Below are 25,612 nucleotides of genomic sequence, written 5' to 3' on the forward strand. Positions count from 1 at the left end.
TGACCAGCACGTGGTCTGACTGAGGTGAGCGGCCGCTCCTGTTGTAGGTGCGGTGCTCGAGTACATCCCTGTCGCAGAAGAGGGGAAATGTGCGACGTCAACAAGTCAGGAGATGTGCGACACCTTTCCTAACTCATCTGGCGTGGGTGAGGCAATTTTTAGACTGCGAACGGGAGTCTTGAGGTGGCTGACGCCTAAGGCAGCCGCTTTCCCCTTGCCCGCTAGCTATCCCCCGTTTGTGAGGCACGTGAATCGCTGTTTTTCCGCCACGTGTTAATGGACGTGGAATGCTAGTTACGTCGGCTGCATCAAGCAGAAAGGGCTTGGGCTTTAACGTCTTGTTCGCTTGTAGCCGGTACTGCCGCGGGCAGTTCCCGGAGCATTTCGATCCATGTTTCAAAACCTAATGCAGAACTCCGAGATTGCATCGGCCTCCTCCGCGCGGATACTGGAATCGCTTCAGCATCCTGTCCTAGTCGTCGACGCCAACAGTGAAATAACCTATGCCAACGCGACCGCCGCAGCCAGCTTTGGTGGCTGGATCGTCGGACTGACGTTACCCGACATTTTCGCCGATTATCTGCGGCCGGTGTCGATCGGCGATGGCCCGTCGAGCATGAGGCTCATGACGCGGCAATCCGAAGCATATGAAGCGCTGTTAAATCCAATTGGCGGCGGTAACATTTGCATCAGCCTCTGGCCGGTCGCCATTGCCATTGAGAAGACGCAGGCTCAGGCAGATGATCTGACGGGGCTTGCTTTGCGCAACACCTTCATGGCCACACTTGAACGCGCACTGCCCGGCACCATCGAGGGTGGCGAGCCAGTCGCGTTGCTCTGCCTCGATCTCGATCGCTTCAAGATGATCAACGACACGCTCGGGCACGGCATCGGCGATCAGCTGCTTAAGAAGGTGGCGGACAGGCTGCGTAAGGCTTCACGCAAAGATGATCTCGTTGCCAGGCTTGGGGGCGACGAATTTGTTATTCTCCAGCGCGGCATTCGTTCGCCTCGCGATGCGGAGCTTCTAGCCGAACGCCTGGTCGACCTGATCGGGCGGACCTATGTGCTAGGCGGGCACACGGTGAACATTGGCATCAGCGTTGGCGTGGCGCTGGGGTCAGGCTCGATGCAGCCTCGCGATGTTCTCCGCAATGCAGATCTGGCGCTTTACGAAGCAAAGCGTGCGGGCCGCGGACGCTATCGCTTTTTCGAGCACGGTATGGACACGCTGCTGCACGAGCGCCGCGAGCTGGAGATCGACCTGCGCCGAGCACTGGCGCTCAAACAGTTCGAACTTCACTACCAGCCCTTTTTCGATCTCTCGACTGATACGGTAATGGGCTTTGAGGCCCTGTTGCGTTGGCAGCATCCTGTCCGCGGCAATGTGCCTCCGCTCGACTTCATTGCCGTCGCCGAGGAAAATGGACTGATCGTCAAGATAGGCGAGTGGGTACTGCTGACCGCATGTATGGAGGCGGCGGCGTGGCCAGGAGACCTCGTTGTGGCGGTGAATGTCTCGCCGCTACAGTTCAAGGCGGACACGCTGCTCGCGTCTGTGTCGTTGGCGCTTGCGCGATCGGGGCTCAATCCGGAACGCCTCGAGGTCGAAATCACCGAAGGCGCTCTTCTCGCTGATACGGACAACGTGCTGGCGACGCTACACGCCCTGCGCGCCTTGGGCGTCAAAATATCAATGGATGATTTCGGCACTGGGTACTCGTCGCTGAGCTACTTGCAGAAATTTCCGTTTAATAAGATCAAGATTGATCGCTCGTTCGTTGCGCGCGACGATCCGGATAGTGAAGCGATACTGAAAGCCGTATCGAGCCTCGGCACCAGCCTCGGTATGGCGATTACCGCCGAGGGCGTTGAGACCGCTGATCAGCTCAAGCGCATACGCGATCAAAATTGTACCCACGTTCAAGGGTACCTCACTGGACGGCCGATGGCGCAGGCGAGCGTGCAGTCCTTCCTTGGCAGGAAATTCGAAGGAGATGGTGATGTCCACTGAGACCTATCGTTTGGTGTATTACAGCCGTAATTTGACGACCTGCGACGCTGACACGTTCGCGGCAGAAGTGAACGATATTCTCGCGACGAGCCGCGCCAACAATGAACGGGATGGCATCACTGGCGCTCTGATGTTTAATGCGGGTTGTTTCGCTCAGGTGCTCGAAGGCCCTCTTGACGTGGTGGAACTCGCTTTCGAGCGCATCCAACAGGACGACCGCCATAGCGAAGTCTCTCTCCTCGCAATGGAGCCGATCAAAGCACGAAGTTTCCCGAACTGGGCAATGGGGTTTGTCGGTATGTCAGACGACAATGCGGCGCGTTTTGCCGATGTGGCAAAGGCGAGCAGCTTTGATCCGTCTCGCTTCAGCGGCGATAAGTTGCATTCGATCCTGCGGGATCTGGCGGTAGAGGAGGAGCGCACGGCCGCCTGATCCGTCATGTACGTACGATCGCAAGCATGGCGAGATCCGCGGCTTATCCAGCGGCAACGATCTACTATTTAGCTTACGGTCTCAACCACATCGATGTCGCCGACGCCGACCGCCTATGGGGACTGGTCGTGCTCTTCTCTGTGGTCCTGCATGGCCTACCGGTGACGCCTATCATGCGGCTGCTGGATCGCCAGCATGGGCGCGATCTCCACAAGGATTAACCAGCCGCTGTTGGAGCCTGGCCTCACAATAAAACAAGGGCGGACGAACGTCCGCCCCTGCATCAATCAGCTCTTCTTGCGCGCGCGCTTTGGTGCGGCAGCGGCCTCAGTATCCTCTTCCTCGTCGGGCTGATCCTCGCCCGCTTCGGTCAAGGCCTCGCCCAATGCCTTTAGCTTGTCCTGCGACTTGTCCGCCTTGTCAGCGATCTTAGTCGTCGCAGCACCAAGCCGGTGAAGCAGAGCATGTACACGGTCGGCGTCGGGCTCATCCTTTTCGAGCTGCTTCCGCAGTGATCCGAGATCGCGAAGGATGCCCTTGGCGCCCACTACATCAAGGTCGGCCAGCGCTGCTTCCCAATCTTCCACCATATCGGCGCCCTTGGCTGGCTTGGTCGCGTCCAGCCCGCGATTGATCGCGTTCATCGTTCCGGCAAATTTGACGGCCATTAGATATCCTCTCTTGGGGTGCCGGATAATGCCGACGCTCCTTAACGATGCATGATCCCGGATGGTCCGTAACAATCCACAATTATGCTGTCCGCTGGTCTAAAATAACCAGCGGGTGATGCCGTTGCCCTGCACCGTTCTTGCTCTCCCGCGAAATTTACCGGACCGATTAAGCGTAGCCGATCGTTCAGCCGTCGTTACATATCCGCAGGAGACGAACATGGCTGAGATTGAAACGCTTCAAGAGCTTTACGTTGACGAGTTGAAGGATCTTTGGTCGGCAAACGATCAGATGGCCAAGGCGTTAACGAAGATCGTCGGTCAGGCGACGAACAAGAAGCTCAAGGACATGCTGCAATCGTCGCAGGACGGCATCGCCAAGCACACCGACATTCTGAAGGCGCTGATCGAGAGCCAGGACGAAAAGCTCAAGAAGGAGCATTGCAAGGGTATGGAGGGCTTGGTCGCCGAGGCGCTCAAGCATACCGTTGAGGAAGCGCCAAAGACCGGTCCCGTACTCGACGCAGCGATCATCGCTCAGTATCAGCGTATGACCCACTACGGCATTACTGGCTTTGGCACGGTCGCCGCATTTGCGAAGGCGTTGAAGCTGGATGACGATGTCGCCAAGCTCGATGCTGCGGTCAAGGACATGTACAGCGGCGATGAGATGATGACGGAACTGGCCGAGTCCGCCGTGAACGTGGACGCAGTGGAAGGCTGATTGCCAAACGTTGTCTTGGAATCAAGCCTTTTCAGTGCCCGCTTAGAAATCTAGGTGGAAGCGGGGCAGGTGATGCCGAATCAACGGCATCACCTGCGCCAACTTTCAATAGACCGTACGAACGCTCGCTTCACGATCCCAATTTCCGGGTTCACGATCCCAATCGGGACGCTCGGCGAGCTTAGCGTACGATTCCAAAGATCCTCTAGCCGGTCCTCTTCCTGCTCAGAGCCGACATTCCAGTGTCGCGAAAATGACGACATTCGAAGCGTCCGAAATCTAAGAATTTTGCTACGCGACCGTTCATTGAACGGTCATCACCAGGGCAAGGCGCCCCCTTTCGGGACGGTGCCTCTCGCAGAGGCAGTAACGGCGATGAGCAACACACCCTATGCTTCGAATAAGTCCTTGATTAACAATCTGTAAACCATTCCAGCGCATACGCGGCGAGTCCGCTTTTACGTGTCGGATACGAAAAAAAGCCGTACGTAAATGTCAGGACTAAAGAGCATGACGATGGCAGATCGCCTTGAAGCCGCGTCGACGACAACGGTCACAGCCTCCGCCCTACTGATAGCTCTCATTCTGCAAATCATTGACATCATCTATCCCGCGATCGGCATGGGGCCGGTCTATGTTTTATTGCTGGGCCTGGTCTCGTGGCGGTTAAGTCGTCGTGCAGCGGTCTTTTCAGCGGTAATCGCTATCGTGTTGAATACGCGCGCTACCATTCAAACGGGTATCCCAACTACGACCACGATAACGTTGCTTCGGGTAGGTCTTCGCTGCGCAGTGCTGGCGTTCGTTGTGGCAACGATGTGGGCTTTACGACGCGCTTACGAGCGTGAACGTGCGTCTGCACGGCTCGATGGCATGACAGGCTTGCTGAACAGATCAAGTTTCGAAGCCGCGATGGTCACGATGCTGTCGTCTACGACGATGCCGGTAGTGGTCGGTGTTATGGATCTCGACAATTTCAAGTCCATCAATGACCATCATGGCCATGCCGTGGGCGACGATACGATACGAACAGCTTCGCGCGCTGCCGTACGCGGGCTCGAGAGCTATGGGTTCGTCGGTCGTATGGGGGGCGATGAGTTCGCGTTTATCGCAGCACTCCCGGATGCAGGTAGCGGTGAGCAGTTCGCGATCGACTTCCATCGCACCATCAGTGAGGCACTGATCAGTCTGCCTGCGCTGTCAACGATCAGCATGGGCGCTGTTATAGCCCCGCCAGGTCACCGCCTCGATTACGATGCACTGCTGCTACGCGCCGACGGACTGCTTTATACCGCAAAGCGTAACGCGAAGGCCTCTGTCATTGTGGCCGATGTAGGAGCGCCCACGGTGTTGCCGAGTGCGATCCAGCTCGTCAGACGAGGTGATCCAGCGCCTTTGCGCGATCCGCAAACCCGCTTGGTACCTGTTCATTCATAGCCGAAACTAAGCCGATGTTGCCCGCCTCGGCTGCCAGCATCGTTGCAAGGGCAGTCGGTTCGAGCGGACGGCTGATGTGATACCCTTGAATTGTGGCACATCCTTCCGCGACCGAGAAATCGAATTGCTCCAACGTTTCGACGCCCTCTACGGTGGTGGACATACCCAGGCATGTCCCCATCGTAATGATGGCACGCACAATGGCGGCACTTTCGGGATCCTGGGGTATCTGACGAACAAATGACTGATCGATCTTGATCTTGTCGAACGGAAACTTTCGCAGGTAACTCAACGACGAATATCCAGTCCCGAAATCATCCATCGATATACGCACGCCCGATGCCTTGAGCTCGTTCAATGTTGCAAGCGTCCGGTCCTCGTCGGTGAGGAGAACACCTTCGGTAATCTCAAGCTCGAGTCTCTGGGGAGACAGGCCGGCAGCCGCCAGTGCAGCAGACACATTGGCCACAAGCGAGCGTTCGCGGAACTGAACCGGTGAGAGATTGACGGCAACGCTGATGCCATTCGGCCAAGTTGCCGCTTCGAGGCAGGCTGTGCGCAATACCCAATCGCCAAGCGGTAAGATCAGGCCCGTTTCCTCCGCCAGCCCGATAAACTCGACCGGTGGAATCATGCCGCGTTCGGGATGGTTCCAGCGAACCAAAGCCTCCGCTGACGTGATCTGGCCCGTCCGTGCGTCCATCAGGGGCTGGTAGTGGAGCTCAAGCTGCCCCTCGATTAACGCGCATCGCAGGCCAGCTTCAAGCGTCCGCCGCTCTTGAACCTTGTCGTCAAGCGACACGTCATACCGGCGCCACACCCCCTTGCCGTCCGCTTTGGCGGCATACAATGCGAGATCCGCATTGCGCATGAGTTCCGCTGGATCGTCACCGTCACTTGGCGCGATGGCGATGCCGACGCTGGCCCCGAGATAAAGGAACTGACCATCGAGCATGAACGGAGACGCTTCAATCGCCCTGATGATGCGGGTCGCGAGCGTCGCTGCTGCCTCGAGGTCACCAGCGCCGAGTTGCAGGATAGCGAATTCGTCGCCACCAAGACGTGCAACCACGTCGCCCTCGCGCAGTGTCGTACTTAGTCGGTCAGCCACCATCGCCAATATCAGATCGCCAGCGCCATGACCCAGGGTATCATTGATCGATTTGAACCGGTCGAGATCGAGCATGAGCACGGCAAATACCTGATCGCGTTCGCGCCGTGATGCTGCGTGGACTGCAAGGAGATCGAAAAAGCGTGTTCGGTTGGGAAGCCCTGTCAAGGCATCGCTAAACGCCAGGGTTCGGATCTGCGCCTCGGTTCTGAGGCGCTCGCGTTGATCGCGAACGGCGATGACTGTTTGAATCTCATGTCCCAGCGCAACCTCTTGACGCAATACCCGGACCGGCACCGCATGCCCGGTGGCGTCGATGAGTTGGACTTCGCGTTCCTCACGTTCGGGCAGGCTCGCTATATCCAGTCCGGGTAGAAGCGAGCTGACGAAGCTGCCCGACAACAGTCCTGGCTCATACCCGGAAAGACGCTCGACACTGGTATTGGCGGTCACGATCCTATCGCCCTGGCAGATCAGCAGCCCTTCCAAGGCAACGTCGGCGAGTTCGCGCAGTCGGCGACGATCGCGGCGAAGACGCACTTTGGCCGCGATATCGAAGCGCCATCCGAGAACGGCCAGCAGTATGAGCGCAAACGATACGCCGGCCACCACCGGCGTGATCGCCTGGGGTGACACCGCATCGGCAGGGAAGCGTACAGCAGGATCGAAATGCAGCGTCATGGCTGCCATGCCGCAGAAGTGGAGGAGCGCGATCGAAAAGATCAGCAGCGGCGCGGCGCAAGCGCGGATACGGCGGTTGCGACTGGCAGCTGCCACCATAGCCAACCCCGAGATCGGCAAGCTGGCAACGATGGAGGGTAGCACCAGGCCGAGGTCCCAGGAGACGCCACCTTGGACGAGATAGGCGGCTTGCCCGACATAGTGGAGCGTTGCGACGCCGATACCGACGACCAAGCCGGCAATGAACTGTCTAACAGTTCCGGGCGCGCGTATCGCAATAGATACGCCCGTTCCGATGCCGATGATCGCACACGACAGCGATATGAATGTCAATACCGGGTCGAATGCCGCTGGCATGCCGGGCTTGAAGGCCAGTAGTACGATAAAATGCGTAGCCCATGCGGTACAGCCGCTGGCGGTGACGCTGACCAGGCCCCAATAGGTCCGCACCCGCCCCTCGTGCCGCGCCGCATGATAGGCGAGCGCGAACGACGCATAGATACCGATAGCGCACACAATGCCGGCTACAACCATAAGGCGGGCGTCGTGCGCGTGACGAATGCACGCAAACACAGATGACAAGGAACCGATCATCCAGCCATAATGCATTGGCTAGATTAACAAATTTCCCGGCCTTGCAGTACGCATGACTACCGATGGTAACGTTAGTTACTATCCATTCGCTAGACAAGCGACGCACGCATTTCGACTAAGCTGGTATCTATGCGGCGCTCAGCGAACTTTCCCGTGAATTACGATTAAGATCACTGGGAGAGGCGGCGCGGTGGCTACGCCCCGAGGTGGTTCGAGGAATCTGAACATCGGGGATACCCGCTCGACGCAAACCACGGTAGCAAGGGAAGACACTCTCCCCTGCCCCTCTTCGAATGACGCCCGTCTGCCCCTCCGACTGTCCTGCCAGGGTATGCAAATGACACCTGTTCAGTCGCGAAATCGACCCTGATTGTACAGCCCAATTTGAAAGCGTCATTCCGGGTATACCCGCTTTGACAGCGTCGGCCGGTAAACCTTGGAACGGAAGTAAGGCTTTCAATCGATTGGGGAGCTGTTCCATGAAAGAGGTCGCCGCTATGGTCGCCGGAAATCGCCCCGTTCGGGTTGCACCTCTCGTGAGAAGACCAGATGATCTTGCACAGCGACGAGACACAAGACGTCGACGTAGTTGATAGTGGGTGGATGCGGATGCATCTATTCCGCCCTGCCAGACAGGGACGTTTTCCCGGAGTGCTCCTGTTCTCCGAGATATATCAGGTCACGGCGCCCATTCGCCGCTTGGCGGCCATGATCGCTGGGCACGGCTATGTGGTAACCGTGCCGGAGGTTTATCACGAATACGAGCCGGCCGGCACGGTCCTAAACTACGATGCCGCGGGCACTGACCGCGGCAACACGCTGAAGTTTACTAAGCCGGTCGCCGCCTACGACGCTGACGCGCAGGCGGGTCTGACCGCACTTCAGGAGCATCCGGCTTGCGACGGAAGGCTCGGTACGTTTGGCGTATGCCTAGGCGGTCACCTCGCCTATCGGGCGGTGCTCGATCCGCGCGTCTCTGCCGCCGCCTGCTTCTACCCAACCGATATTCATTCCGCAACGCTTGGAGAAGGTCGGTCTGATGACAGTTTGACACAGATGGCAGATTCGTCTGGGGGCGGCAGGATCCGCACGTTCCCTATGCCGGACGACAGGCGATCCGCGCACGGCTGGAAGAGGTCGCCGCACGCTACGAGTGGCACAAGGTGAACGCCCAGCACGCGTTCCTCCGGGACGAGGGGCCGCGCTATGACCTTGCACTTTTCTTGCAGTCCGTAATGCTTACGTTGGATTTCTACCGCCGCGCCATGCGTGGACGCAGCGATCCGGAGCGTGGCGTTAGCTAAGGTTCTTCATGAGCGCAGCGTGAGACGGAAGCGTATGGGCAATGAACGGCAGGATAGCCGCACCGATTGCGACGGCGTCCTCGTCATGACTCGCTCGTTGGATCAAAGCCATGTTCGGGACCGCGCTTCCGAGCGCGGCGATGTTACGATTCAGTTCGAGTATGAGGCTGTCCAGCAGACACGACGGCAGTCGCGCGCCGATGAAGATCGCGGTCGGGTTGAGGAGGGCGTTCACTGTCATGATGGGGAGCGTGAGGGTCTTTGCCGCCTCCAGGGACCAAGCGCGGACGACCGGGTTGTGGCGTTCGACATCTGCGCGAAGTTCCGCCACGCTACCCGCATATCCTGCTTTCTCCAGCCTGAGCCTGAGTTCAGATAGGGACACGCAGTCCTGGACGGTCGGCCCTGCGGGATGATTGAAGTCCGCGGGAAGCAGTCCGAGCTCACCCGCCCGTCCGTTTCCGCCGCGCACATACTCGTTGTCCACGACAACGGCACCGCCCAGTCCGGCGCTGATCAACACGTAGAAGAAGTCGGTGAACTGTCGCCCGTTGCCGAACTGGGCTTCTCCGATCGCTGCCGCTGCGGCGTCGTTGTCACGAAGGACGGGCAGGCCTAGTCCGTCTTGAAGCAGGAGTGAGACGTTCGTCGTTGCCCAGACGCCGTATGCCTCCGGCATCTTCGGCAGCGCGATAGTTCCGATATCGTCAGGTATCGCAAGACCGATGCCGATGAAGCGTTCTCGGTTCAGCTTCAATGCGTCGGTCGTCTCCGCGTACCACTCCTGCACGAAGTCGATGACCATTTCGGGTCTAGGGAAATCGAGCTCCATGACGGATCGCGCGCGAACGCCCCCCGCGAGGTCGAGGATTACTACGGCAACATGATCCCGATCGATGTTGACCCCTAGGGAGAAGCAGCCGTCGGGATCGATCGCGAGCCGCGACGCGGGGCTGCCTCTGGGCCCCTTGATGCGGGCAGTCTCGTGAATGAGACCCTCGTCGATCAGTCGGCGCGTGATATTGGCTATGGTGGGAAACGTCAGGCCGGTCGCCGCGGCGAGTTCCGACCTGGAAACCTCGCCCCCTGCGACACGGATGGCTTGCAGGACCACCCGCTGGTTAAAGTCGCTGACGCGTACCAAATTGCTGCCAGATAGTCCGACCGTCAGCCGGGGCTGCCGATCGTTGCCACGCATACCTTCATCCCTAGATGCCGTCGCCACCGTCTCGCCGTTACCGCTATCATTCATCCCACCATATTGCATTAAATACGGTCGGCGACGCGAACAAAAATATGGCCGCAGCGAAATATCGCCGCGGCCTTAGTGAACCCCGTAAGTGACTGGTTCGGGGAAGGAGGACCAGCCGAGGGTATTCCATGAAGCTTAGTTTCGGATGCGGACACCGAAGGTCAGTCGACGTTCGAAGATGCTCGATCCATACCAGAAGTTCTTGAACTGAGCGTACTGCTCCTCGTTCTCCTTCGTCAGGTTCGATCCCTGAACGAAAAGCGTAAACTTCGGTGTAACGTCATAGCTCGCCGATGCATCGAGGTATCCGGTGGCACGGTTCCATACCGCCAGATTGTCGTCGGCTGCTGCTACGAAGCCAGCAAACCGCTTGCTGCGATAGTTGTACGCGACGCGACCCTGCAGTGGCCCCTTCTGATAGAAGAGTACGGCGTTAGCCTGATGCTTCGAGTTGTCGGGTACCGGGAGCGTCTTACCAAACAGGTCAACGTTCGAGCTTCCGCTATCAGAGTACGTGTAGTTAAGCTGGCCACCAAAGCCGCTGAGAGCACCGGGAAGCCAATCGAAGATCGTCTGGAAACCTACTTCCAGCCCCTTGAGCGATCCGCCTTCGCCGTTGACCGGCCGTGTCACAGGACCGCCCTCGCGGACGACGCCATCGGCATCCGGCTGCAGTTCAATCAACGTATTGGTCTGAAGGAAGCTTTTCACGTCGAAGTAGAAAGCGGCAACGGAGAACAGGCTACTACGGTTGAAATACCATTCGTACGAGACGTTGTAGTTTGCGGTACGAGGAAGTTCGAGGTTGGGATTGCCAGCTGATCCTGCCGAATACCGCTGAAGGTTCCGGTCGAGCGGCTGCCCTTGGTACGTGCGGGTGCCGTTAACGGCATACGACGACGCAAGCCCGCGGCCGAACAGACCAAGGTCCAACTGTCCGAGGGTTTTGGCGTACGCGAAACGCAGGTACATGTCGTCCCGAAGATGGAGGCTCAGGTTAGCGTCGGGAAGAAAGTCGTTGCTGTCGTTTTTGGCCTTGTTAATGCCCTCAGCGATAGCAACGCCATTCCAGGCGTAGTCCCCGATGAAACCGGTGCCCGTTGGAAACGAGAAAATGTTCAGACTTGTCTTCACGTAGCGGACGCCGGCATTGCCGGTGAATTCCAACGAGCCTACCGACCCGTCGAAGTTCGCTTCGGCATAAGCGCTAATTTGGCGCTGGCGTACGCGATAGCTGTTCTGGGGATCCTGATACGCCTTGGTTCCCGGGAATAAGAGCTGATTGTACGCGTTTACGTCATCAAGTGCGCCTGGCGAGATAGCGGGAATGTTCGGGATTCCCTGGATGGGGCCGAAATTACCCGCATAGGCAACGAGGTTCGGCACGTCGGCAAACTTGCGAATAGGAATGACGCTGTAGCCGACGGTGTCGACGATGCCCGGGTCCTTATAGTAGTACAGGTGGCCTGCCGCACCAGCCGGCGACAGGTAGCGGTAGGCATCGTTCGACACGTCCCGGGTACCGTATCGACCGCCGATCCGGATGTTCTTTAAGGGGCCCCAGTCGGTATCAAGCTGAGCGTCCCCGCGGTAGGCATCAAGCATCGCCTTTTGCGTCTGGCCATACGACCAGGTCGATGTCAGCGAATAGTTCGCGGGGTTCGTGACGTCCGTTAGGAACGTGACTGCGGGACTGTCGCCGCGCCAATCAACGTTGGCTCGAACGTTCGAAATGCTGCCTGGATTGAAGTAGACGCAGTTGACCGGGGCCGTGGCCGCACAATTGTTGGGTGCGCCTGTTGGCGTTAGAACGCCGCGAGTGCCCCAAGCATCGACATCGGATTCGTCGTAGTTCGAGCGTGAGTCTCCGTGCACATACCGCAGGGTCGCGCTGAACGGACCGTCGTTCTTGAACCGGGCCTCCAGGTTTGTGTTGATCGAGCGCGAACGGTCATACTGATTGAGCGTGTGCATCTGGAACCGGGTGAGGTTCATGTCTGCGACCTCGACAACACCGTTGGAGTCGATCTGCGAGGTGGGCAGGTAGCTGTCGTTCGAGAAGTTGCCATGAAGCACGGCACTGTTGCCCGAGTTGCGGTTCCGCAGTCGGGTGTAGGCCACATCACCGACAAGCTGGAGGGAGTCAGTAACGTCGTACTGTACCGAGGCGTTTCCACCGATGCGCTCACGCTGCGTAACGCTGTTGTCGAATTCAAGCGCGACCGGATTGTAGAAATAGTCTCCATCACCGAGCTTGGTGCTGTTCGTGACGTCACCATCGCCGCGTACGTCGAAACCGGCTTGGGCATCAGTAGTCTTGAGAATGCCGTTGGTGACTCGTGGATTCTTGTTCGACAGGATTTCGTGATCATACGAGCCGGCGACGAGAATGCCGAAGCGATCACCGTGATAGGCGACCAGCGCCGAGCCGTTCTGGCTCCAGTCCTTGGTCATGCTGCCGTATGTATCCTGCACCGACGCGGTCGCGGTGACACCCTTGGGCAGATCGAACGGGCGTCGCGTCTTCAACGCGACGATGCCGGAGTTACCACCGGTAAGGTCAGCAGCAGTCGGAGACTTCACCACATCCACGCCAGCGAAGAGGGTCGACGGGATGTCGGTCAAGTTCGGCTGGGCGCCCGTGATGTTCGAGGCGCCAAGAAACTGCTCGCCATTCAGAGTGGTCAGAACGTTGGCGAGGCCACGGATATTTACCGAAGCGCCCTGCCCTGCCGACCGGGTGATCTGCACGCCTGTTACGCGCTGTAGGGAGTCTGCGATCGTGACGTCGGGAAGCTTGCCGATGTCCTCTGCAGCGATCGAATCGACAATCTGCGCGGACTGGCGCTTGACGTTGATGGCTTTCTGCTGAGCGCCGCGGACACCGGTTACGACGATGTCTTCGCCGGTGGATGCGCCGTCCTGAACCGGAGGCGTTCCAGCATCGGGGGCCGCCGCGGCTGGGCCGTCAGAAGTCGTCTGCTGTGCGGTGGCGGATTGTGAACCCAGTAGCGCGAGGACCGAACTCGCGGTGAACAGAACCGATCGGAGCGTTGTGAGTTTACGCATTGCCTTCATCCCTCATCCTGACCGGGAGGGAACTCGGACGTGCACGGCGCATCGGCGCAGTGTCATGTTCCCTCCCCCACTCGGCTTTTTCCAAGCCCTCTTGGTTTCGCCTGAAAAGCAGCTTTATTGAGCGTTTGCAATACTTATTCAATTTGATTGAATAAAATACGCGCTTACTTTCCGACGGGGAGACTGGCATCGACAAACGGATCATTTACCCGACGCTTGTGGGTGGACAAGAAGCGCCACAACAGCTGCATGTCGGCGACGCCCCATTCGTGAGACCCACCTTTCAGGACGTAGGAGACAACGTCTGTCCTTGGCCGACAGCCGAGATAGCGACGCTTCAGTCTGCCGCTCCTGACTGGCTCCGACTCGATGAAGCCATAGCACCCATTGATGTCCGCCCACCGACGTTCTGCTGCCAGCAGTCCATACTGCCAATACTTCGCCCCACCGCCATCAATGGGATTCGTGGTGTCGGCGCTGCCTGAGAAGGCGACGACCGGCATCGGCCTTGTTGGCCGGCAGCTCGTCACATCAGGTTTCGCAGGTGTAGAGTGATCCGGCGCCCCCGCTCTGAGTCCTACCACCGGCGCGATCGCCGCCAGACGATCGGACAGAACGCAGCCAAGCAACGAGACCATCCGGCCGCCTCCGGAAAGACCGGTCGCGTAAACCCGTCCGGGGTCGGTGCAGCCCTTGGCGATCAACGTGTCGATCAACGCCAGGATGTGCGCGACGTCATCGAGCGCATCGGCGGGCGGCAAGGTCCCGGCCGTGGTCGGCACACCCGGGATGTTCCAAGCCAAGCCACCGGACGGAAGCGCGAGCCCCCCGTCCGGTGAAGCTAGGATCACGTGATGACGATCTGCGATCTCCATCAGTCCCGAGCGGTCCAATTGCTGCGCGCCATTCGAGCCGCTGCCGTGCAGGTTGAGAATGAGCGGCAGGGCCTTCCAGGGCCGGGTTGCGTGCGGCACGTAGAGCAGTACCGGACGCGCCATGCCCGTCACCCCTATCTTGATGATCTGTCGCCCGGATGGCCTCAGTTCGCAGCGAGGAGGTGCCGCAAATGCTGCGGCGCCGCCTGCTAGCGCGATGATCGCGACTGCGATGCGACCGATCCAGCCAGTGAACTGAGCGTATGCCGTTCTGCCTCTCATAGACGTATCCGAACCCCGCCCAGGACGCGGCGTTCGAAGATGGCCTGATCGAGATAGAAGTTTTTGAACTGGGCGTAGCGCTCCTCATTCTCTTGGGTGAGGTTGGTGCCCTGCACGTATACAGTAAAGCGCGGCGTGACATCGTAGCTGAGCGATGCGTCCAGATAGTTCGTCGGCTTGGTGAAAACGGCCAGATTGTCGCTTCCGGCCGGGGTCAGACCATTGAAGCGTTTGCTGCGGTAGTTCATTGCAATCCGCCCCTGGAATGGCCCCTTCTGATAGAAGACAACCGCGTTGACCTGGTGTCGGGAGTTGTCCGGCACTGGCAGCGTCCTTCCGAAGAGATCGACGTTCGAGCTGCTGCTGTCGGACAGCGTGTAGTTTAGCTGCGTGCCGAAGCCGCTGAGCAGACCGGGCAGATAGTCGAAGGTCGTCTGGAGCCCGATCTCGACGCCCTTGATGACTCCGCCCTTTCCATTGGCCGGGCGCGTCACCGGTCCCCCCTCGCGAACGACGTCGTCTTCGTCCGGCTGCGCTTCTATCGCTGTGTTCGTCTGGAGGAACGATTTGACGTCGAACAGGAAGGCGGCCACCGACAGGATGCTGTTGCGCGAGAAATACCACTCGTAGGAAACGTTGTAGTTCGTCGACTGAGGAAGCTTCAGAGATGGGTTTCCGGCGGATCCCGAGTTGAAGCGCTTCAGATCCGACGGGAGGGGCTGCCCGTTGAACGTCCGCGAACCGTTGATGACGTAGCTGAACGCGAAGCCCTGCCCGAGCGTGGCCAGGTCGTAGGTCCCGACGACCTTGGCGAACGCGAACCGCAGTCGCATGTCGCTTGCCAGCTCGAAGTTCAGGTTGGCGTTCGGTAGCCAGAAGTCACTGTCGTTCTTGTATTTCACGGTGGGCAGCGCGAGCTGGACGCCGTTGTTGGCGTTCAGCCCGACGAAGGCGATCCCGTCCGCTGGGTTGGTGAAGATGTCGAGCGAGTTGCGCGCGTAGCGCAGTCCGACGTTTCCGGTGAACGGAACGATCAGCCGCCCACCGACGTCCGCCTGGAGGTAGGCGGCAACGTCACGACTGTCGACGCGATACGACTGCGTCGGGTTTGCGAATTCCCGCGTGCCGGGAAACAGTGCCTCATTGAACTGCCGGACATCGTTGAGCGCGGTCGGATTTATGGCCGGTAGAGCTGGAATGCCCGTGATGGGACCGAAGCCGGTGGCCATCGTGGTCAGGCCGGGAATGTCGGCGAACTTGCGCACGGGCACGAGGGAACGGTTGAGCCCGTTGACCCGGTTGATGCCGGTCGCGTCCTTGAAGTAGTAGAGATAGGGCGTCCCGCCGAACGAGATCGGAGACAAAAGCCGGAAGGCGTCGTTGCTGACGTCACGCGTCCCGTATCGGCCGCCGAACTGTAGCTTTCGCAGAAGGCCGTCGTCGCTTACGCGGTAAGCCCCATCGAGCCGATACGCGTCGAGCTGAGCTTCGGAGCGGTTTCCAAAGGCCCATGTGGACGTTAGCGAGTAGAGCGCAGGATTCGTTACGTCGCTCGCGAACGACACCGCAGGGTAGTGGTTGCGGAAGTCGATACTGGCGAGGACGCTGGGAAGACCGCCCGGGTTGCCGTAGACGCACGACGCCGGCGTCGCCGTGCAGTCGGCGACGCTCGAGCTCCTCGGAACGAGAATGCTTCTGGTGGCCCACGCATCGACGTTTCCGGAGATGTAGCTCGATTTCGAATCCGCCTGCACCCAGCGCGCCGATGCGGTGAACGGGCCTCCATCGTCGAAGCGCAGTTCGACGTTCGTGTTGAGCGAACGAGCCTTCGTGTAGTTGTTAATGGTCGAGGTGTGGAAGCGGAACAGGTTCGCGTCGCCGACTTCCAGCACGCCGTTTCCGTCGATGATCGAACTGGACTGGTAGGCGTTGTCGGAGAAGTTGTTGTGCAGCACGGCCGAAACGCCGGTGTCTCGGTTTCGCAGGCGCGTGTAGGCCAGATCTCCAATGAGCTGGAGCGAGTCCGTGATCTGATACTGCGCCGACGCGTTCGCGCCCAGCCTCTGTCGATCAGTGATCGAGTTGCTCATTTCGAAGGCGACGGGATTGTAGAAGTAGTCGCCATCGGCGCGCAGGGTGCTGTTCGTGATGTCGCCATCGCCTCTCGTGTCGAAGCCCGCCGCCCTGTCCGTCGTCTTGCGGATGCCGTTGGTGATCGATGGGCGCTGATTTGACAGCGTCAGGTCGTCGTATGCTACCGCAAGCAGTCCGCCGAACCGCCCATTGTTCCATCCGACGAGCGCCGAATACTGCTGGCTCCAGTCCTTGGTGCGGTTTCCGTAGACGTGCTGACCAGACACCGATGCGGTCAACCCCTTGGGGAGGTCGAAGGGACGGCGCGTCTTAAGATCGACGATTCCTGAGACGCCGCCGGACAGGTTGCGCGCCGTAGGCGACTTTATCACGTCGACGCCGGCGAAGAGCTCAGATGGGACGTCGGTGAGGTTTGGCTGCGCGCCAGTTATGTTCGACGCACCAAGGAACTGCTCGCCGTTCAGCGTCGTGAGGACCTGACCCAGGCCACGGATGTTCAGGGACGCCCCCTCCCCTGCGGATCGCGTGATCTGGACGCCGGGCACCCGCTGCAGGGAATCCGCGATGGTCGCATCCGGCAGCTTGCCGATGTCCTCCGCCGCGATCGAGTCCACGATTTGCGTTGCATCGCGCTTGACGTTGATCGCCTTCTGCTGCGCGCCGCGGACACCAGTGACGACGATATCCTGCGACACGTCCTCCTGTGCGGCAGGCGATACCTCCTGCTGCGCCAATGCAGCGTCAGGATGCATCAGAATGGCTGCTGAGCCTGCAAGCAGGCGCATTGCAATGAGTTGTCTGCCCGTGCGCATGGTGTCGTCCCCTGTGTTGATCGCGCAAGCGGGGACGAGCGCCGCGGTTGCCGCAGCGTCGAGTCCTCTCCTGTAACGACCGGTGTCTAAGCCCTGTCTTAGGGTTGCAGAGGAACACACGGCTGAGCCGGAATCAAGACTTATTCAATTTGATTGAATAAATTTATTGCGATGCTATCCCGGTCATGGACGATCGATCATGGCTGCCCCGGACTGGTAGGCAGCAAATGGTTTTGACGCCTGAGGGAGGAAGCATGAAGTATTTGGCGGTAGCGCTCGCGGCAACGGCGCTTAGCGGGTGGCAGGCATCGGCTAGCGAGCCATCAGCTGTCCCGGGTGGTCCCATCAACGTGGACATCGCGCGCGGCGGCGATAGCGTTAAGTTCCCGATCGCGGCGCAGTCACTGAACGCTACGGCTCGACCCGATGACTTTACGCTGAGTGGGTGGGTATGGCCTAAGGACGCTTCAGCAGCAGACGCGCCGCTGATGGCTGTAGCTGATCAGGGCAAGGTCGCGTTCGCGCTGAACCTGGTCAAGGGGCGTCCGACCTTCATCGCGGGCTCGACCAGAATTGCCGCCAATGCGACGATGCCGGTCGGGCGTTGGACCCATCTCGCAGTGATCAACGATGCCGACGGCCTCGTCCTGTACGTCAACGGCAGGAGCGCAGGTCGAGTTCGCCACTTAGAGGGCTTCGCTTCCCAGGGGTTGATGACCGTCGCTCCACGTCAGTCCGGCTACCAGACGTTTGCTGGCCGCTTTGCGGATTTCCGACTGGATCGGTCCGCATCCCCTTCAGCTGCAATCCAGTCCGAGGCAGGTCGGCTTCCGAATGCGGATCTCATCGGCTTTACGCCGAACAGCCCGACGTGGCCGGTGCAGAAAAAGCAGCAGATCGGTATGGAGGTACCTCAGTCCGCCGATACGCTCCCGAAGTCCGGCGCGCCCTTTTCGGCTCCGATCGCCAAGCCGATTCCAAATCTGCCGGTTCTGGCGAGCGGCGCGGACGGGCGCTGGACGCTGAACGGCTGGCGCCTCGTTGCCGCACCGGACATCCACGACGCAGGAGCGGTGGTGTCCAGGGCTGGATACGACGTCAGCCGCTGGCACGTTGCCACGGTGCCGGGAACCGTCCTGACGACTCTGGTGGATCGCGGCGTCTATCCGGATCCCGGTTACGGCCTAAACAACATGGCTATTCCGGAGAAGCTCAGCCGGCAGGCCTACTGGTATCGCACACAGTTCCGTGTGCCAGCGGGAGAAGCCGCGACGAACACGTTCCTAACGTTCAAGGGGATCAACTATGCCGCAGAGATCTGGGTAAACGGACAGCTCGTCGGTGACGTGAAGGGCGCATTCGTTCGCGGCCAATTCGATATATCGAAGGTGGCCGCGCCTGGCACCATCGCCGCGGTCGCCGTGAAGATCCTTCCCCCGCCCCATCCCGGCATCGCCCAGGAGGAGTCCTTGACGGCCGGTGCCGGCGAGAACGGCGGCATGCTCGTCCTTGACGGCCCCACCTTTGTCGCAGCCGAAGGCTGGGACTGGATCCCGTCCATCCGCGATAGGAACATGGGAATCTGGCAGCCGGTGCTGATCGAACAGGTCAGCGCTGCGCGGATAGGCGACCCGCAGATCATCACGACGCTTCCGAAGCCTGACAACAGCCTCGCCAACGTCGAGGTCCGTGTCCCAGTCGAGAACCTTACGGATCAGCCTGTCGAAACCGTCGTGCGCGCGAGCTTTGGCGATGTCGCCGTCAGCCGTTCCATTCGACTGGCCCCGCGGCAGAAGACGGTCGTTGCGTTCATGCCCGGCGAGTTCCCGCAACTCGCCGTCCGGAACCCGCTGCTTTGGTGGCCTAATGGCTACGGCAAGCCGAACCTCCACAATCTACGCATCGAGACGTCGATCGCAGGGAGGAAGTCCGACGAGCGCACAACGCGTTTCGGGATCCGGCAGGTGACCTACGACATGTCGTTGATGGACGATGCGGGAGAGCTGCGTCGGGTCGGCATCGATCTTTCTCGCGCCAGATCGCTGGGACAGCATATCGTCGATGGCACCCACGAGGGAATCCGCAAGGTCAAGGGCGGCTGGGCCGCATCCCTGGCGCCAGGTGCGCTCAAGTCGGCCGCTGTAACGCGGATCGATGGCGAGGAGGAGCTCGCGCCGCACCTAGTCATCCGCGTGAACGGTGTCCGCATCGCCGCTCGGGGCGGGAACATCGGTATGGACGATTTCATGAAGCGCATCGAGCGCGACCGACTGGAGCCTTTCTTCCGCCTGCACCGTGACGGTAACATGAACATCATCCGCAACTGGGTCGGCCAGAACACCGAGGACGTGTTCTTCGATCTGGCGGACGAATATGGCCTTATGGTTCTCAACGATTTCTGGGAATCGACACAGGATTACAACCAGCAGGTCGACGATGTGCCCCTGTTCATGAACAATGCGCAGGACGTCGTGGCCCGGTATCGGAATCATCCATCGATCGTGGCATGGATCGGCCGGAACGAAGGTGTTCCGCAGCCGTCGCTGAACGTTGCTTTGCAGTCGCTGATCGAGATGGAGGACGGAACCCGGCTTTACATGGGCTCCTCCAACAACGTGAATCTCGCCGGAAGCGGGCCCTATGACTGGCGAGAACCCGAAACCTATTTCACCGAGCATGCCAAGGGCTTCGCGGTGGAACTCGGCACGCCGTCATTCCCCACTCTGGAAAGCTGGAAGCGCGCGATCCCGAAAGAGGATCTCTGGCCGATCAGCGACGCATGGGCCTACCACGACTGGCATCAGGATCGGGGCGGATCGGTCAAGACTTACATGGACGCCATGCGCGTTCGTTTCGGTGAACCGACCAGCCTTGAGGACTTCAGCGGCAAGGCGCAGCTTCTGCAGTATGACTCGCATCGGGCCATCTTCGAGGGGTTCAACGCCGGCATCTGGAAGACGAACAGCGCTCGGATGCTGTGGATGACCCAACCTGCCTGGCCGTCCAGCGCCTGGAACATCTTCAGCTCGGACTACGATACGCAGGCATCCTACTACGCGGTCCAGAAGTCGTCGGAACCAGTCCACGTGCAGATGAACCTGCCGGATCATAAGATCGTGGTGGTCAACAACACGCGCGAACCGCTGCGTGGGCTAAAGGTTCGAGTGAAGATGACAGACCTGCAGGGCAAGGTCATCGCGGATCGCTCCGTGCAGCTGGATGCGGCCGGCGAAGGCGTTTCAGACGCCATGACGATTGCTCCTGAAACGCTGAGTGCGAATCCGGTGACGCTGGTCAGTCTCGAAGCCATGGATGCAAAGGGCACGAGCCTCTCGCGCAACTTCTATTGGGAGGGCCGCCAGCCATCAGACCTGAAGGGTATGACGGCGATGCCAAAGGTCGGACTAACAGCGTCCACAACGGTACGGATCGACGGAACGGAGACAGCCGCTACCATCACGCTTCGCAATGCCACTCAGACGCCGATCATCGAGGCGAAGGCTACGCTTTTCGACGCAGCCGGAAATCAGGTTCTGCCAGCCTACTTCACCGACAACTACGTCTCTCTTCTGCCAGGAGAAGAACGGGTGATCGCCGTGCGATACCCAACGAGCCGCGCTACCGGAACGGTGAACGTTCGCTTGAGCGGATGGAATGTGACGCCTTCGACCGTGGCGGTGCGATGATGGAGATGTACACCCAAGACATCCATGCCGGGGCGGAGCCGACGGCTGAGGCGGTCCGTGGGGACTGCATCGTCGGGATAGAGCTCGGCGGCACCAAGATCATCTGCACGCTGGCCCGCAGCCATGACGACATCGTTGAGACCAGACGACTTGCGACGCGCGACCCGGTTTCGACGCTCGCCGACATCGAGCAAATCCTCGATGGTTGGACGCGGACGCACGATGTTCGGGCGCTTGGCATAGGCAGTTTCGGGCCGATCGAACTGAACCGGACGTCCAACGACTACGGCCACATTGGGAAGACGACCAAACCCGGATGGCATGGAGCGGACGTGGTCCAGCGGCTGATGCGACGCTACGACGTCCCGACCGGGGCCGACACGGACGTGAACGCAGCAGCGCTGGCCGAAGGTCGATGGGGTGCAGCTCGAGGACTTTCGAGCTGGACCTACATCACCGTTGGGACGGGGGTCGGTGCCGGCATCGTGGTCGGTGGGCAGACCGTTCATGGGCTCGGCCATCCCGAGGCGGGACACATGCTCGTGAGGCGCGAGCCTGGTGATAGCTGGGAGGGCGCATGCCCATTCCACGGGGACTGCGTCGAAGGTCTGGTTTCCGGTCCGGCGATAGAAAAGCGTACCGGCATGTCAGGTGACGCCATCGCGGACGATCACCCGGTATGGGAACACGTCGCGGATGCGTTGGCGACCATGATGCACAACATGCTCTTCACTGTCGTGCCGGAGCGCATCCTGCTGGGAGGTGGCGTCCCATCTCGGCGCCCGTTCCTAATCCCCATGATCCGCAGTCGGCTGGAACCGCGGCTGGGCGGGTATGCCGGTTCGGATGTCATTACCGCGCAGCTTGAGACGCTGCTGGTAGCGCCGGGTCTTGGTGACGAGGCCGGTCCGCTGGGCTCGCTCGCTCTAGCCTTGGACGCCTTGAACGCAACGGTCGAACCGAACGCTGCCACCTACGTCTGATCCTCGAAGGTCGGCTGCGACCACGCGGACCGCCGTAAGATTTGAGAGAAAATCGATGAGCTATTATCTGAAACGCCTTCGCCTCGCTTCCATGTGTGGGATTGCCTTTCTAGCGCTTAACGCGAGGCCCGGCATCGCCCAGGATCCGTCCGAGATCGTAAATCATGGACAGTCTGCTGCGACGGGTCCGCACAGTGCCACCATCCTTGCAGACGGTATCGGGCTCGAACGCGAGCTACCTGCGAATGCGCTTGGATTCGAGTCCGGCGCGCCATGGACTATGTCGGCCTGGATCAGGCCCAGCGTCGAACGCGCTGGACGGAGCGTCGTTGCGCAGGTGGGACGCGGCGACGCGGTCCGGGCCATCGTGATCGACGGCGGCCATTTCGCCTTCTGGAACGGGCAAGGCACGCCGACGCGGACAAGGGCGTCGGTGCCGGTCGGACGCTGGACGTTCGTGACGGCGTCGAGCGACGGTCAATCCGTTCGACTGTTTGCTGACGGCGTCATGGTCGGAACGTCTGCGCCGAATTCGTCGCCATTGACGCCGGTGCTGGCTCTGGCGCCGGCGTCTGGCACCGGCGCGCTTGCCGACGTTCAGCATTTCGGCGGGGACATCTTCGAACTCCGCCTGCTGGCGAGGGCTGCGTCTCCGTCGGAGCTGAAGACGCTGGCCAAGACGAGGCCAGAGGTCATGCCCGCGCAACTTGCCACGCCCGGCGTTGGCTGGGAGTGGCAGGAGAAGCAGTGGCGGGGCTATTTCCAGCCACAGGACTACTGGACCCTTCCGAAAAGCGCGACGCCTCCCGCCAAGCCCGTTGCCAAACCACTCGGCGCGAGGCCGTCCATGACGCGTCTCGCGGAGAACCGCTGGCAGATCGGCAACTGGGACCTCGCGTTTGCCGAAAAGACTTTGGCGACCGGTGCGCAGTTGTCAGCCACCGGCTTCGAACAGGGCCAATGGTACAAGGCCACCGTGCCCGGCACCGTTCTGACCACGCTGGTTGATCGCGGCGTGTATCCCGATCCCGCATACGGCCTGAACAACATGGCCATTCCGGAAAGTCTTGCTCGACAGGACTATTGGTATCGAACGGAATTCGACATGCCGTCGGAGGCCGGCGGAAAGCGGTTCCTCGTCTTCAAGGGCATCAACTACGCAGCGGAGATCTGGGTCAACGGCACCCGCGTCGGCGATGTGCGCGGCGCCTTCATCCGGGGGCAGTTCGATGTCTCGGGGTTGTTGCGGGCAGGTCGCAATGCGATCGCCGTCAAGATCATCCGACCGCCGCATCCGGGCATCCCACACGAAGAATCCGTAGCGGCCGGGCCGGGCATGAACGGGGGAAACCTGACCATTGACGGACCGACGTTCGTCGCGGCCGAAGGCTGGGACTGGATTCCCGGCGTTCGCGATCGCAACATGGGCATCTGGCAGCCCGTGGAACTGCAGACGAGCGGAGAGCTCCGCATCGGGGACGCGCAGGTGATCACCGACCTCCCATTGCCACGCACGGATAGCGCCGCGGTCACTGTGCGCGTCCCCGTCACGAACCTTGATGCCAGAACTGTCACGTCGCGGATCACCGCGAGTTTCGACGGCGTTGACGTCTCGAAGGACGTGGTTCTGGCTCCTGGAAGCACGACCGTCGAGTTTACGCCGGCGGAATTCTCGGCGCTGAACGTGCGCAACCCCCGCCTGTGGTGGCCGAACGGATATGGGCCGCAGAACCTGTACACGTTGAAGGTCTCGGCGTCGCAAGGTGGCCACTCCTCCGATAGCAGGACTCTGCGGTTCGGCATGCGCGAGCTGAGCTACGGGTTGTCCCTTTTCGATCGAACGGGATCTCTACGCCGGGTGGCGGTCTCTCCGACGGACTCGAAGGAAAGGCTCGTCGATTCGCGGCATGAGGCCATCAAGGAGACGCCGGAAGGATGGGTTGAATCGCTGACCCTCGCGGGAGAGACGTCGCCAGCGGTACGGCCGATCGAGAAGACGATGGCGCTGCCGCACCTCACCGTGTTCGTGAACGGAGTGAAGATCGCTGCGCGCGGCGGGAACTGGGGCATGGACGACTTCATGAAGCGCGTGCCGCGCGAACGCATGGAGCCGTTCTTCAAGCTGCACAAGAATGCCAACGTGAACATTATCCGGAACTGGGTCGGTCAGAACACTGAAGACGTGTTCTATGACCTCGCCGACGAATATGGCATGCTGATCACGAACGATTTCTTCATGTCGACCCAGAATTTTCAGGTTGAGCCCGAGGATCCGCAACTCTTTCTGGCAAATGCTCGCGATGTTATCAGCCGCTATCGCAACCACCCGTCAGTGCTTTTGTGGTTCGGACGCAATGAGGGCGTCCCGCCGCCCCTGATGAACGAGGGGATGGACTCTCTCGTCCACGAACTGGATGGCACCCGGCTCTACATGCCGAGTTCGAACGTCGTGGGCGTGCAGGGTTCCGGTCCGTACAACTATCGGCCTCCCGTCGGCTACTTCACGAACCTGGCGTCGGGCTTCTCGGTCGAGACCGGCACTCCGTCGCTCAACACCCTGGAAGCGTTGAAGGCGATGATGCCGAAGTCGGAACTCTGGCCGATCAGCGATACCCTTGCGTATCACGACTGGCACTTCGGCGGAAACGGAGACGTAAAGTCGTTCATGGATACGATGGACGCGCAACTGGGCAAGTCTACCAGTCTCGAGGATTTCGAACGCAAGGCCCAGCTCATGAACGTCGCTGACTACAAGGCGATCTTCGAAGGCATGTCGGCCCATCTCTGGACCAAAAACAGCGGGCGTATGCTGTGGATGACCCATCCAGCATGGCCGTCTAACCATTGGCAGATCTACAGCTACGACTACGACACTCCAGGCGCCTATTTTGGAACAAAGTCGGCGCTGGAATCCGTGCACGCGCAGATGAATCTGCCGGACTATTCGCTGGCGGTGGTCAACACGACTTTGGAGCCTCGGGCCGGTCTGAAACTTGTTACGAAGGTAGTCACGACGGATAACAAGGTACTGCTCGAGGACGAACGGGCCGTTGATGCTCCGGCCAACGCGACCACCACGCTCCCCGCTCTCCGTCTTCAGCCCGTTCTGGATCAGGAGAAGCTCGTCTTCGTATCCCTGACCCTGACCGACGGAAGCGGGAGGGAGCTGAGCAGGAACTTCTACTGGCAGGGCGCCGATGACGCCGCCTATCGCAAGCTGAACGCCTTGGTTCCCCAGAAGATGGACGTACAGGCGACGGTCGGTGCGAAGTCCTCGATCGGCGTGACAGTGACCAACCGTGGCGCCCAGCCCGTTCTCGGCATCAAGATGACCGTCTTGGACAAACGTGGCGAGCGCGTGCTGCCGGCGTATTACGGCGACAACTATCTCAACCTTCTTCCCGGCGAGACGCGTACCGTCGAGATCCAGTGCGACGACGCCCCAAACAAGGCTTCCGCCGTGTCGATCCGGGGATGGAACGTGGTCAACGCCGTCATCAAGCTTCGTTGATTAGGGCCGCCGGATGCGGTGGCTGATCTAGCTCGCGGGTCCACGATGGAAGTCGGAGCCCGCGACATTCTTT

Annotated in this window: 15 protein-coding genes; 9 read left to right on the top strand and 6 right to left on the bottom strand. The window is 60.1% G+C overall.

Annotated features, from left to right (window positions below):
• The first annotated feature begins 406 nt into the window (after positions 1 to 406).
• Genes BM244_RS20245 through BM244_RS20255 form a run of 3 tightly spaced genes read left to right on the top strand, consistent with a single transcriptional unit; the run spans position 407 to position 2,668 of the window.
• Positions 407 to 2,014 (top strand): putative bifunctional diguanylate cyclase/phosphodiesterase, encoded by a 1,608-nt coding sequence (locus BM244_RS20245; RefSeq protein WP_217649177.1) that lies wholly within the window; start codon positions 407 to 409, stop codon positions 2,012 to 2,014.
• A complete protein-coding gene (locus tag BM244_RS20250; RefSeq protein ID WP_093400736.1) occupies positions 2,004 to 2,447 on the top strand; it encodes a BLUF domain-containing protein in 444 nt (147 codons plus the stop codon). The genes BM244_RS20245 and BM244_RS20250 overlap by 11 nt, the downstream gene beginning before the upstream one ends.
• A 26-nt stretch (positions 2,448 to 2,473) precedes the next feature.
• Entirely contained in the window at positions 2,474 to 2,668 is a 195-nt protein-coding gene (locus BM244_RS20255; protein WP_093400737.1) for a hypothetical protein, read from the top strand.
• A gap of 66 nt (positions 2,669 to 2,734) precedes the next feature.
• Here the strand turns inward: BM244_RS20255 and BM244_RS20260 are convergent, their stop codons facing one another.
• Positions 2,735 to 3,091, bottom strand: coding sequence for a hypothetical protein (locus BM244_RS20260; RefSeq protein WP_093400836.1), 357 nt, complete (start codon positions 3,089 to 3,091; stop codon positions 2,735 to 2,737).
• A gap of 244 nt (positions 3,092 to 3,335) precedes the next feature.
• Between BM244_RS20260 and BM244_RS20265 the strand changes: the two genes are divergently transcribed.
• Together BM244_RS20265 and BM244_RS20270 are read left to right on the top strand one after the other, a co-directional pair.
• Entirely contained in the window at positions 3,336 to 3,839 is a 504-nt protein-coding gene (locus BM244_RS20265) for a YciE/YciF ferroxidase family protein (RefSeq protein WP_093400738.1), read from the top strand.
• Positions 3,840 to 4,349: 510 nt separating this feature from the next.
• Positions 4,350 to 5,276 carry a GGDEF domain-containing protein gene (locus BM244_RS20270; RefSeq protein ID WP_175518332.1) on the top strand — a complete coding sequence of 309 codons (927 nt, stop codon included), beginning with the start codon at positions 4,350 to 4,352 and terminating at the stop codon, positions 5,274 to 5,276.
• Here BM244_RS20270 and BM244_RS20275 read toward each other — a convergent pair.
• The gene (locus BM244_RS20275) at positions 5,212 to 7,662 is read right to left on the bottom strand and encodes a bifunctional diguanylate cyclase/phosphodiesterase (protein WP_217649178.1); all 2,451 of its coding nucleotides are present in this window, start codon (positions 7,660 to 7,662) and stop codon (positions 5,212 to 5,214) included. The genes BM244_RS20270 and BM244_RS20275 overlap by 65 nt on opposite strands.
• 549 nt (positions 7,663 to 8,211) lie before the next feature.
• On the opposite strand from BM244_RS20275, the gene BM244_RS20280 reads away from it, so the two are divergent.
• The gene (locus tag BM244_RS20280) at positions 8,212 to 8,829 is read left to right on the top strand and encodes a dienelactone hydrolase family protein (protein ID WP_254784655.1); all 618 of its coding nucleotides are present in this window, start codon (positions 8,212 to 8,214) and stop codon (positions 8,827 to 8,829) included.
• A 129-nt stretch (positions 8,830 to 8,958) separates the two neighbouring features.
• On the opposite strand, the gene BM244_RS20285 is transcribed toward BM244_RS20280, so the two are convergent.
• The 4 genes from BM244_RS20285 to BM244_RS20300 all read right to left on the bottom strand — a co-directional run bounded on the left by BM244_RS20285 (position 8,959) and on the right by BM244_RS20300 (position 17,479).
• A complete protein-coding gene (locus tag BM244_RS20285) occupies positions 8,959 to 10,164 on the bottom strand; it encodes an ROK family transcriptional regulator (protein ID WP_093400837.1) in 1,206 nt (401 codons plus the stop codon).
• Between the two features lie 189 nt (positions 10,165 to 10,353).
• On the bottom strand, positions 10,354 to 13,287 hold the full coding sequence (locus tag BM244_RS20290) for a TonB-dependent receptor (RefSeq protein ID WP_175518333.1): 2,934 nt from the start codon (positions 13,285 to 13,287) through the stop codon (positions 10,354 to 10,356).
• A 173-nt stretch (positions 13,288 to 13,460) separates the two neighbouring features.
• A complete protein-coding gene (locus tag BM244_RS20295) occupies positions 13,461 to 14,294 on the bottom strand; it encodes a CE1 family esterase (protein ID WP_254784657.1) in 834 nt (277 codons plus the stop codon).
• 155 nt (positions 14,295 to 14,449) lie between these two features.
• Positions 14,450 to 17,479, bottom strand: coding sequence for a TonB-dependent receptor (locus tag BM244_RS20300; RefSeq protein WP_139227000.1), 3,030 nt, complete (start codon positions 17,477 to 17,479; stop codon positions 14,450 to 14,452).
• Positions 17,480 to 17,613: 134 nt separating this feature from the next.
• Here BM244_RS20300 and BM244_RS20305 point away from each other — a divergent pair, with 134 nt between their 5' ends.
• Genes BM244_RS20305 through BM244_RS20315 form a run of 3 tightly spaced genes read left to right on the top strand, consistent with a single transcriptional unit; the run spans position 17,614 to position 25,539 of the window.
• The gene (locus BM244_RS20305) at positions 17,614 to 21,045 is read left to right on the top strand and encodes a glycosyl hydrolase 2 galactose-binding domain-containing protein (protein ID WP_093400744.1); all 3,432 of its coding nucleotides are present in this window, start codon (positions 17,614 to 17,616) and stop codon (positions 21,043 to 21,045) included.
• Entirely contained in the window at positions 21,042 to 22,028 is a 987-nt protein-coding gene (locus BM244_RS20310; protein WP_254784658.1) for an ROK family protein, read from the top strand. Before BM244_RS20305 ends, BM244_RS20310 begins: the two co-directional genes overlap by 4 nt.
• Positions 22,029 to 22,083: 55 nt before the next feature.
• Positions 22,084 to 25,539, top strand: a complete 3,456-nt coding sequence (locus BM244_RS20315) for a glycosyl hydrolase 2 galactose-binding domain-containing protein (RefSeq protein ID WP_093400745.1) — start codon at positions 22,084 to 22,086, stop codon at positions 25,537 to 25,539.
• Positions 25,540 to 25,612 lie beyond the last annotated feature (73 nt).

The organism is Sphingomonas sp. OK281 (assembly GCF_900115295.1).
Taxonomy (GTDB): domain Bacteria; phylum Pseudomonadota; class Alphaproteobacteria; order Sphingomonadales; family Sphingomonadaceae; genus Sphingomonas.

What these genes read in the sequence shown, in the direction of transcription:
- BM244_RS20275 (WP_217649178.1), bottom strand. Translation starts at nt 7,662, where the DNA reads ATGATCGGTTCCTTGTCATCTGTGTTTGCGTGCATTCGTCACGCGCAC.
- BM244_RS20260 (WP_093400836.1), bottom strand. Translation starts at nt 3,091, where the DNA reads ATGAACGCGATCAATCGCGGGCTGGACGCGACCAAGCCAGCCAAGGGC.
- BM244_RS20255 (WP_093400737.1), top strand. Translation starts at nt 2,474, where the DNA reads ATGGCGAGATCCGCGGCTTATCCAGCGGCAACGATCTACTATTTAGCT.
- BM244_RS20305 (WP_093400744.1), top strand. Translation starts at nt 17,614, where the DNA reads ATGAAGTATTTGGCGGTAGCGCTCGCGGCAACGGCGCTTAGCGGGTGG.
- BM244_RS20315 (WP_093400745.1), top strand. Translation starts at nt 22,084, where the DNA reads ATGAGCTATTATCTGAAACGCCTTCGCCTCGCTTCCATGTGTGGGATT.
- BM244_RS20265 (WP_093400738.1), top strand. Translation starts at nt 3,336, where the DNA reads ATGGCTGAGATTGAAACGCTTCAAGAGCTTTACGTTGACGAGTTGAAG.
- BM244_RS20280 (WP_254784655.1), top strand. Translation starts at nt 8,212, where the DNA reads ATGATCTTGCACAGCGACGAGACACAAGACGTCGACGTAGTTGATAGT.
- BM244_RS20270 (WP_175518332.1), top strand. Translation starts at nt 4,350, where the DNA reads ATGACGATGGCAGATCGCCTTGAAGCCGCGTCGACGACAACGGTCACA.
- BM244_RS20310 (WP_254784658.1), top strand. Translation starts at nt 21,042, where the DNA reads ATGATGGAGATGTACACCCAAGACATCCATGCCGGGGCGGAGCCGACG.
- BM244_RS20285 (WP_093400837.1), bottom strand. Translation starts at nt 10,164, where the DNA reads ATGCGTGGCAACGATCGGCAGCCCCGGCTGACGGTCGGACTATCTGGC.
- BM244_RS20245 (WP_217649177.1), top strand. Translation starts at nt 407, where the DNA reads ATGCAGAACTCCGAGATTGCATCGGCCTCCTCCGCGCGGATACTGGAA.
- BM244_RS20250 (WP_093400736.1), top strand. Translation starts at nt 2,004, where the DNA reads ATGTCCACTGAGACCTATCGTTTGGTGTATTACAGCCGTAATTTGACG.
- BM244_RS20290 (WP_175518333.1), bottom strand. Translation starts at nt 13,287, where the DNA reads ATGCGTAAACTCACAACGCTCCGATCGGTTCTGTTCACCGCGAGTTCG.
- BM244_RS20295 (WP_254784657.1), bottom strand. Translation starts at nt 14,294, where the DNA reads ATGGCGCGTCCGGTACTGCTCTACGTGCCGCACGCAACCCGGCCCTGG.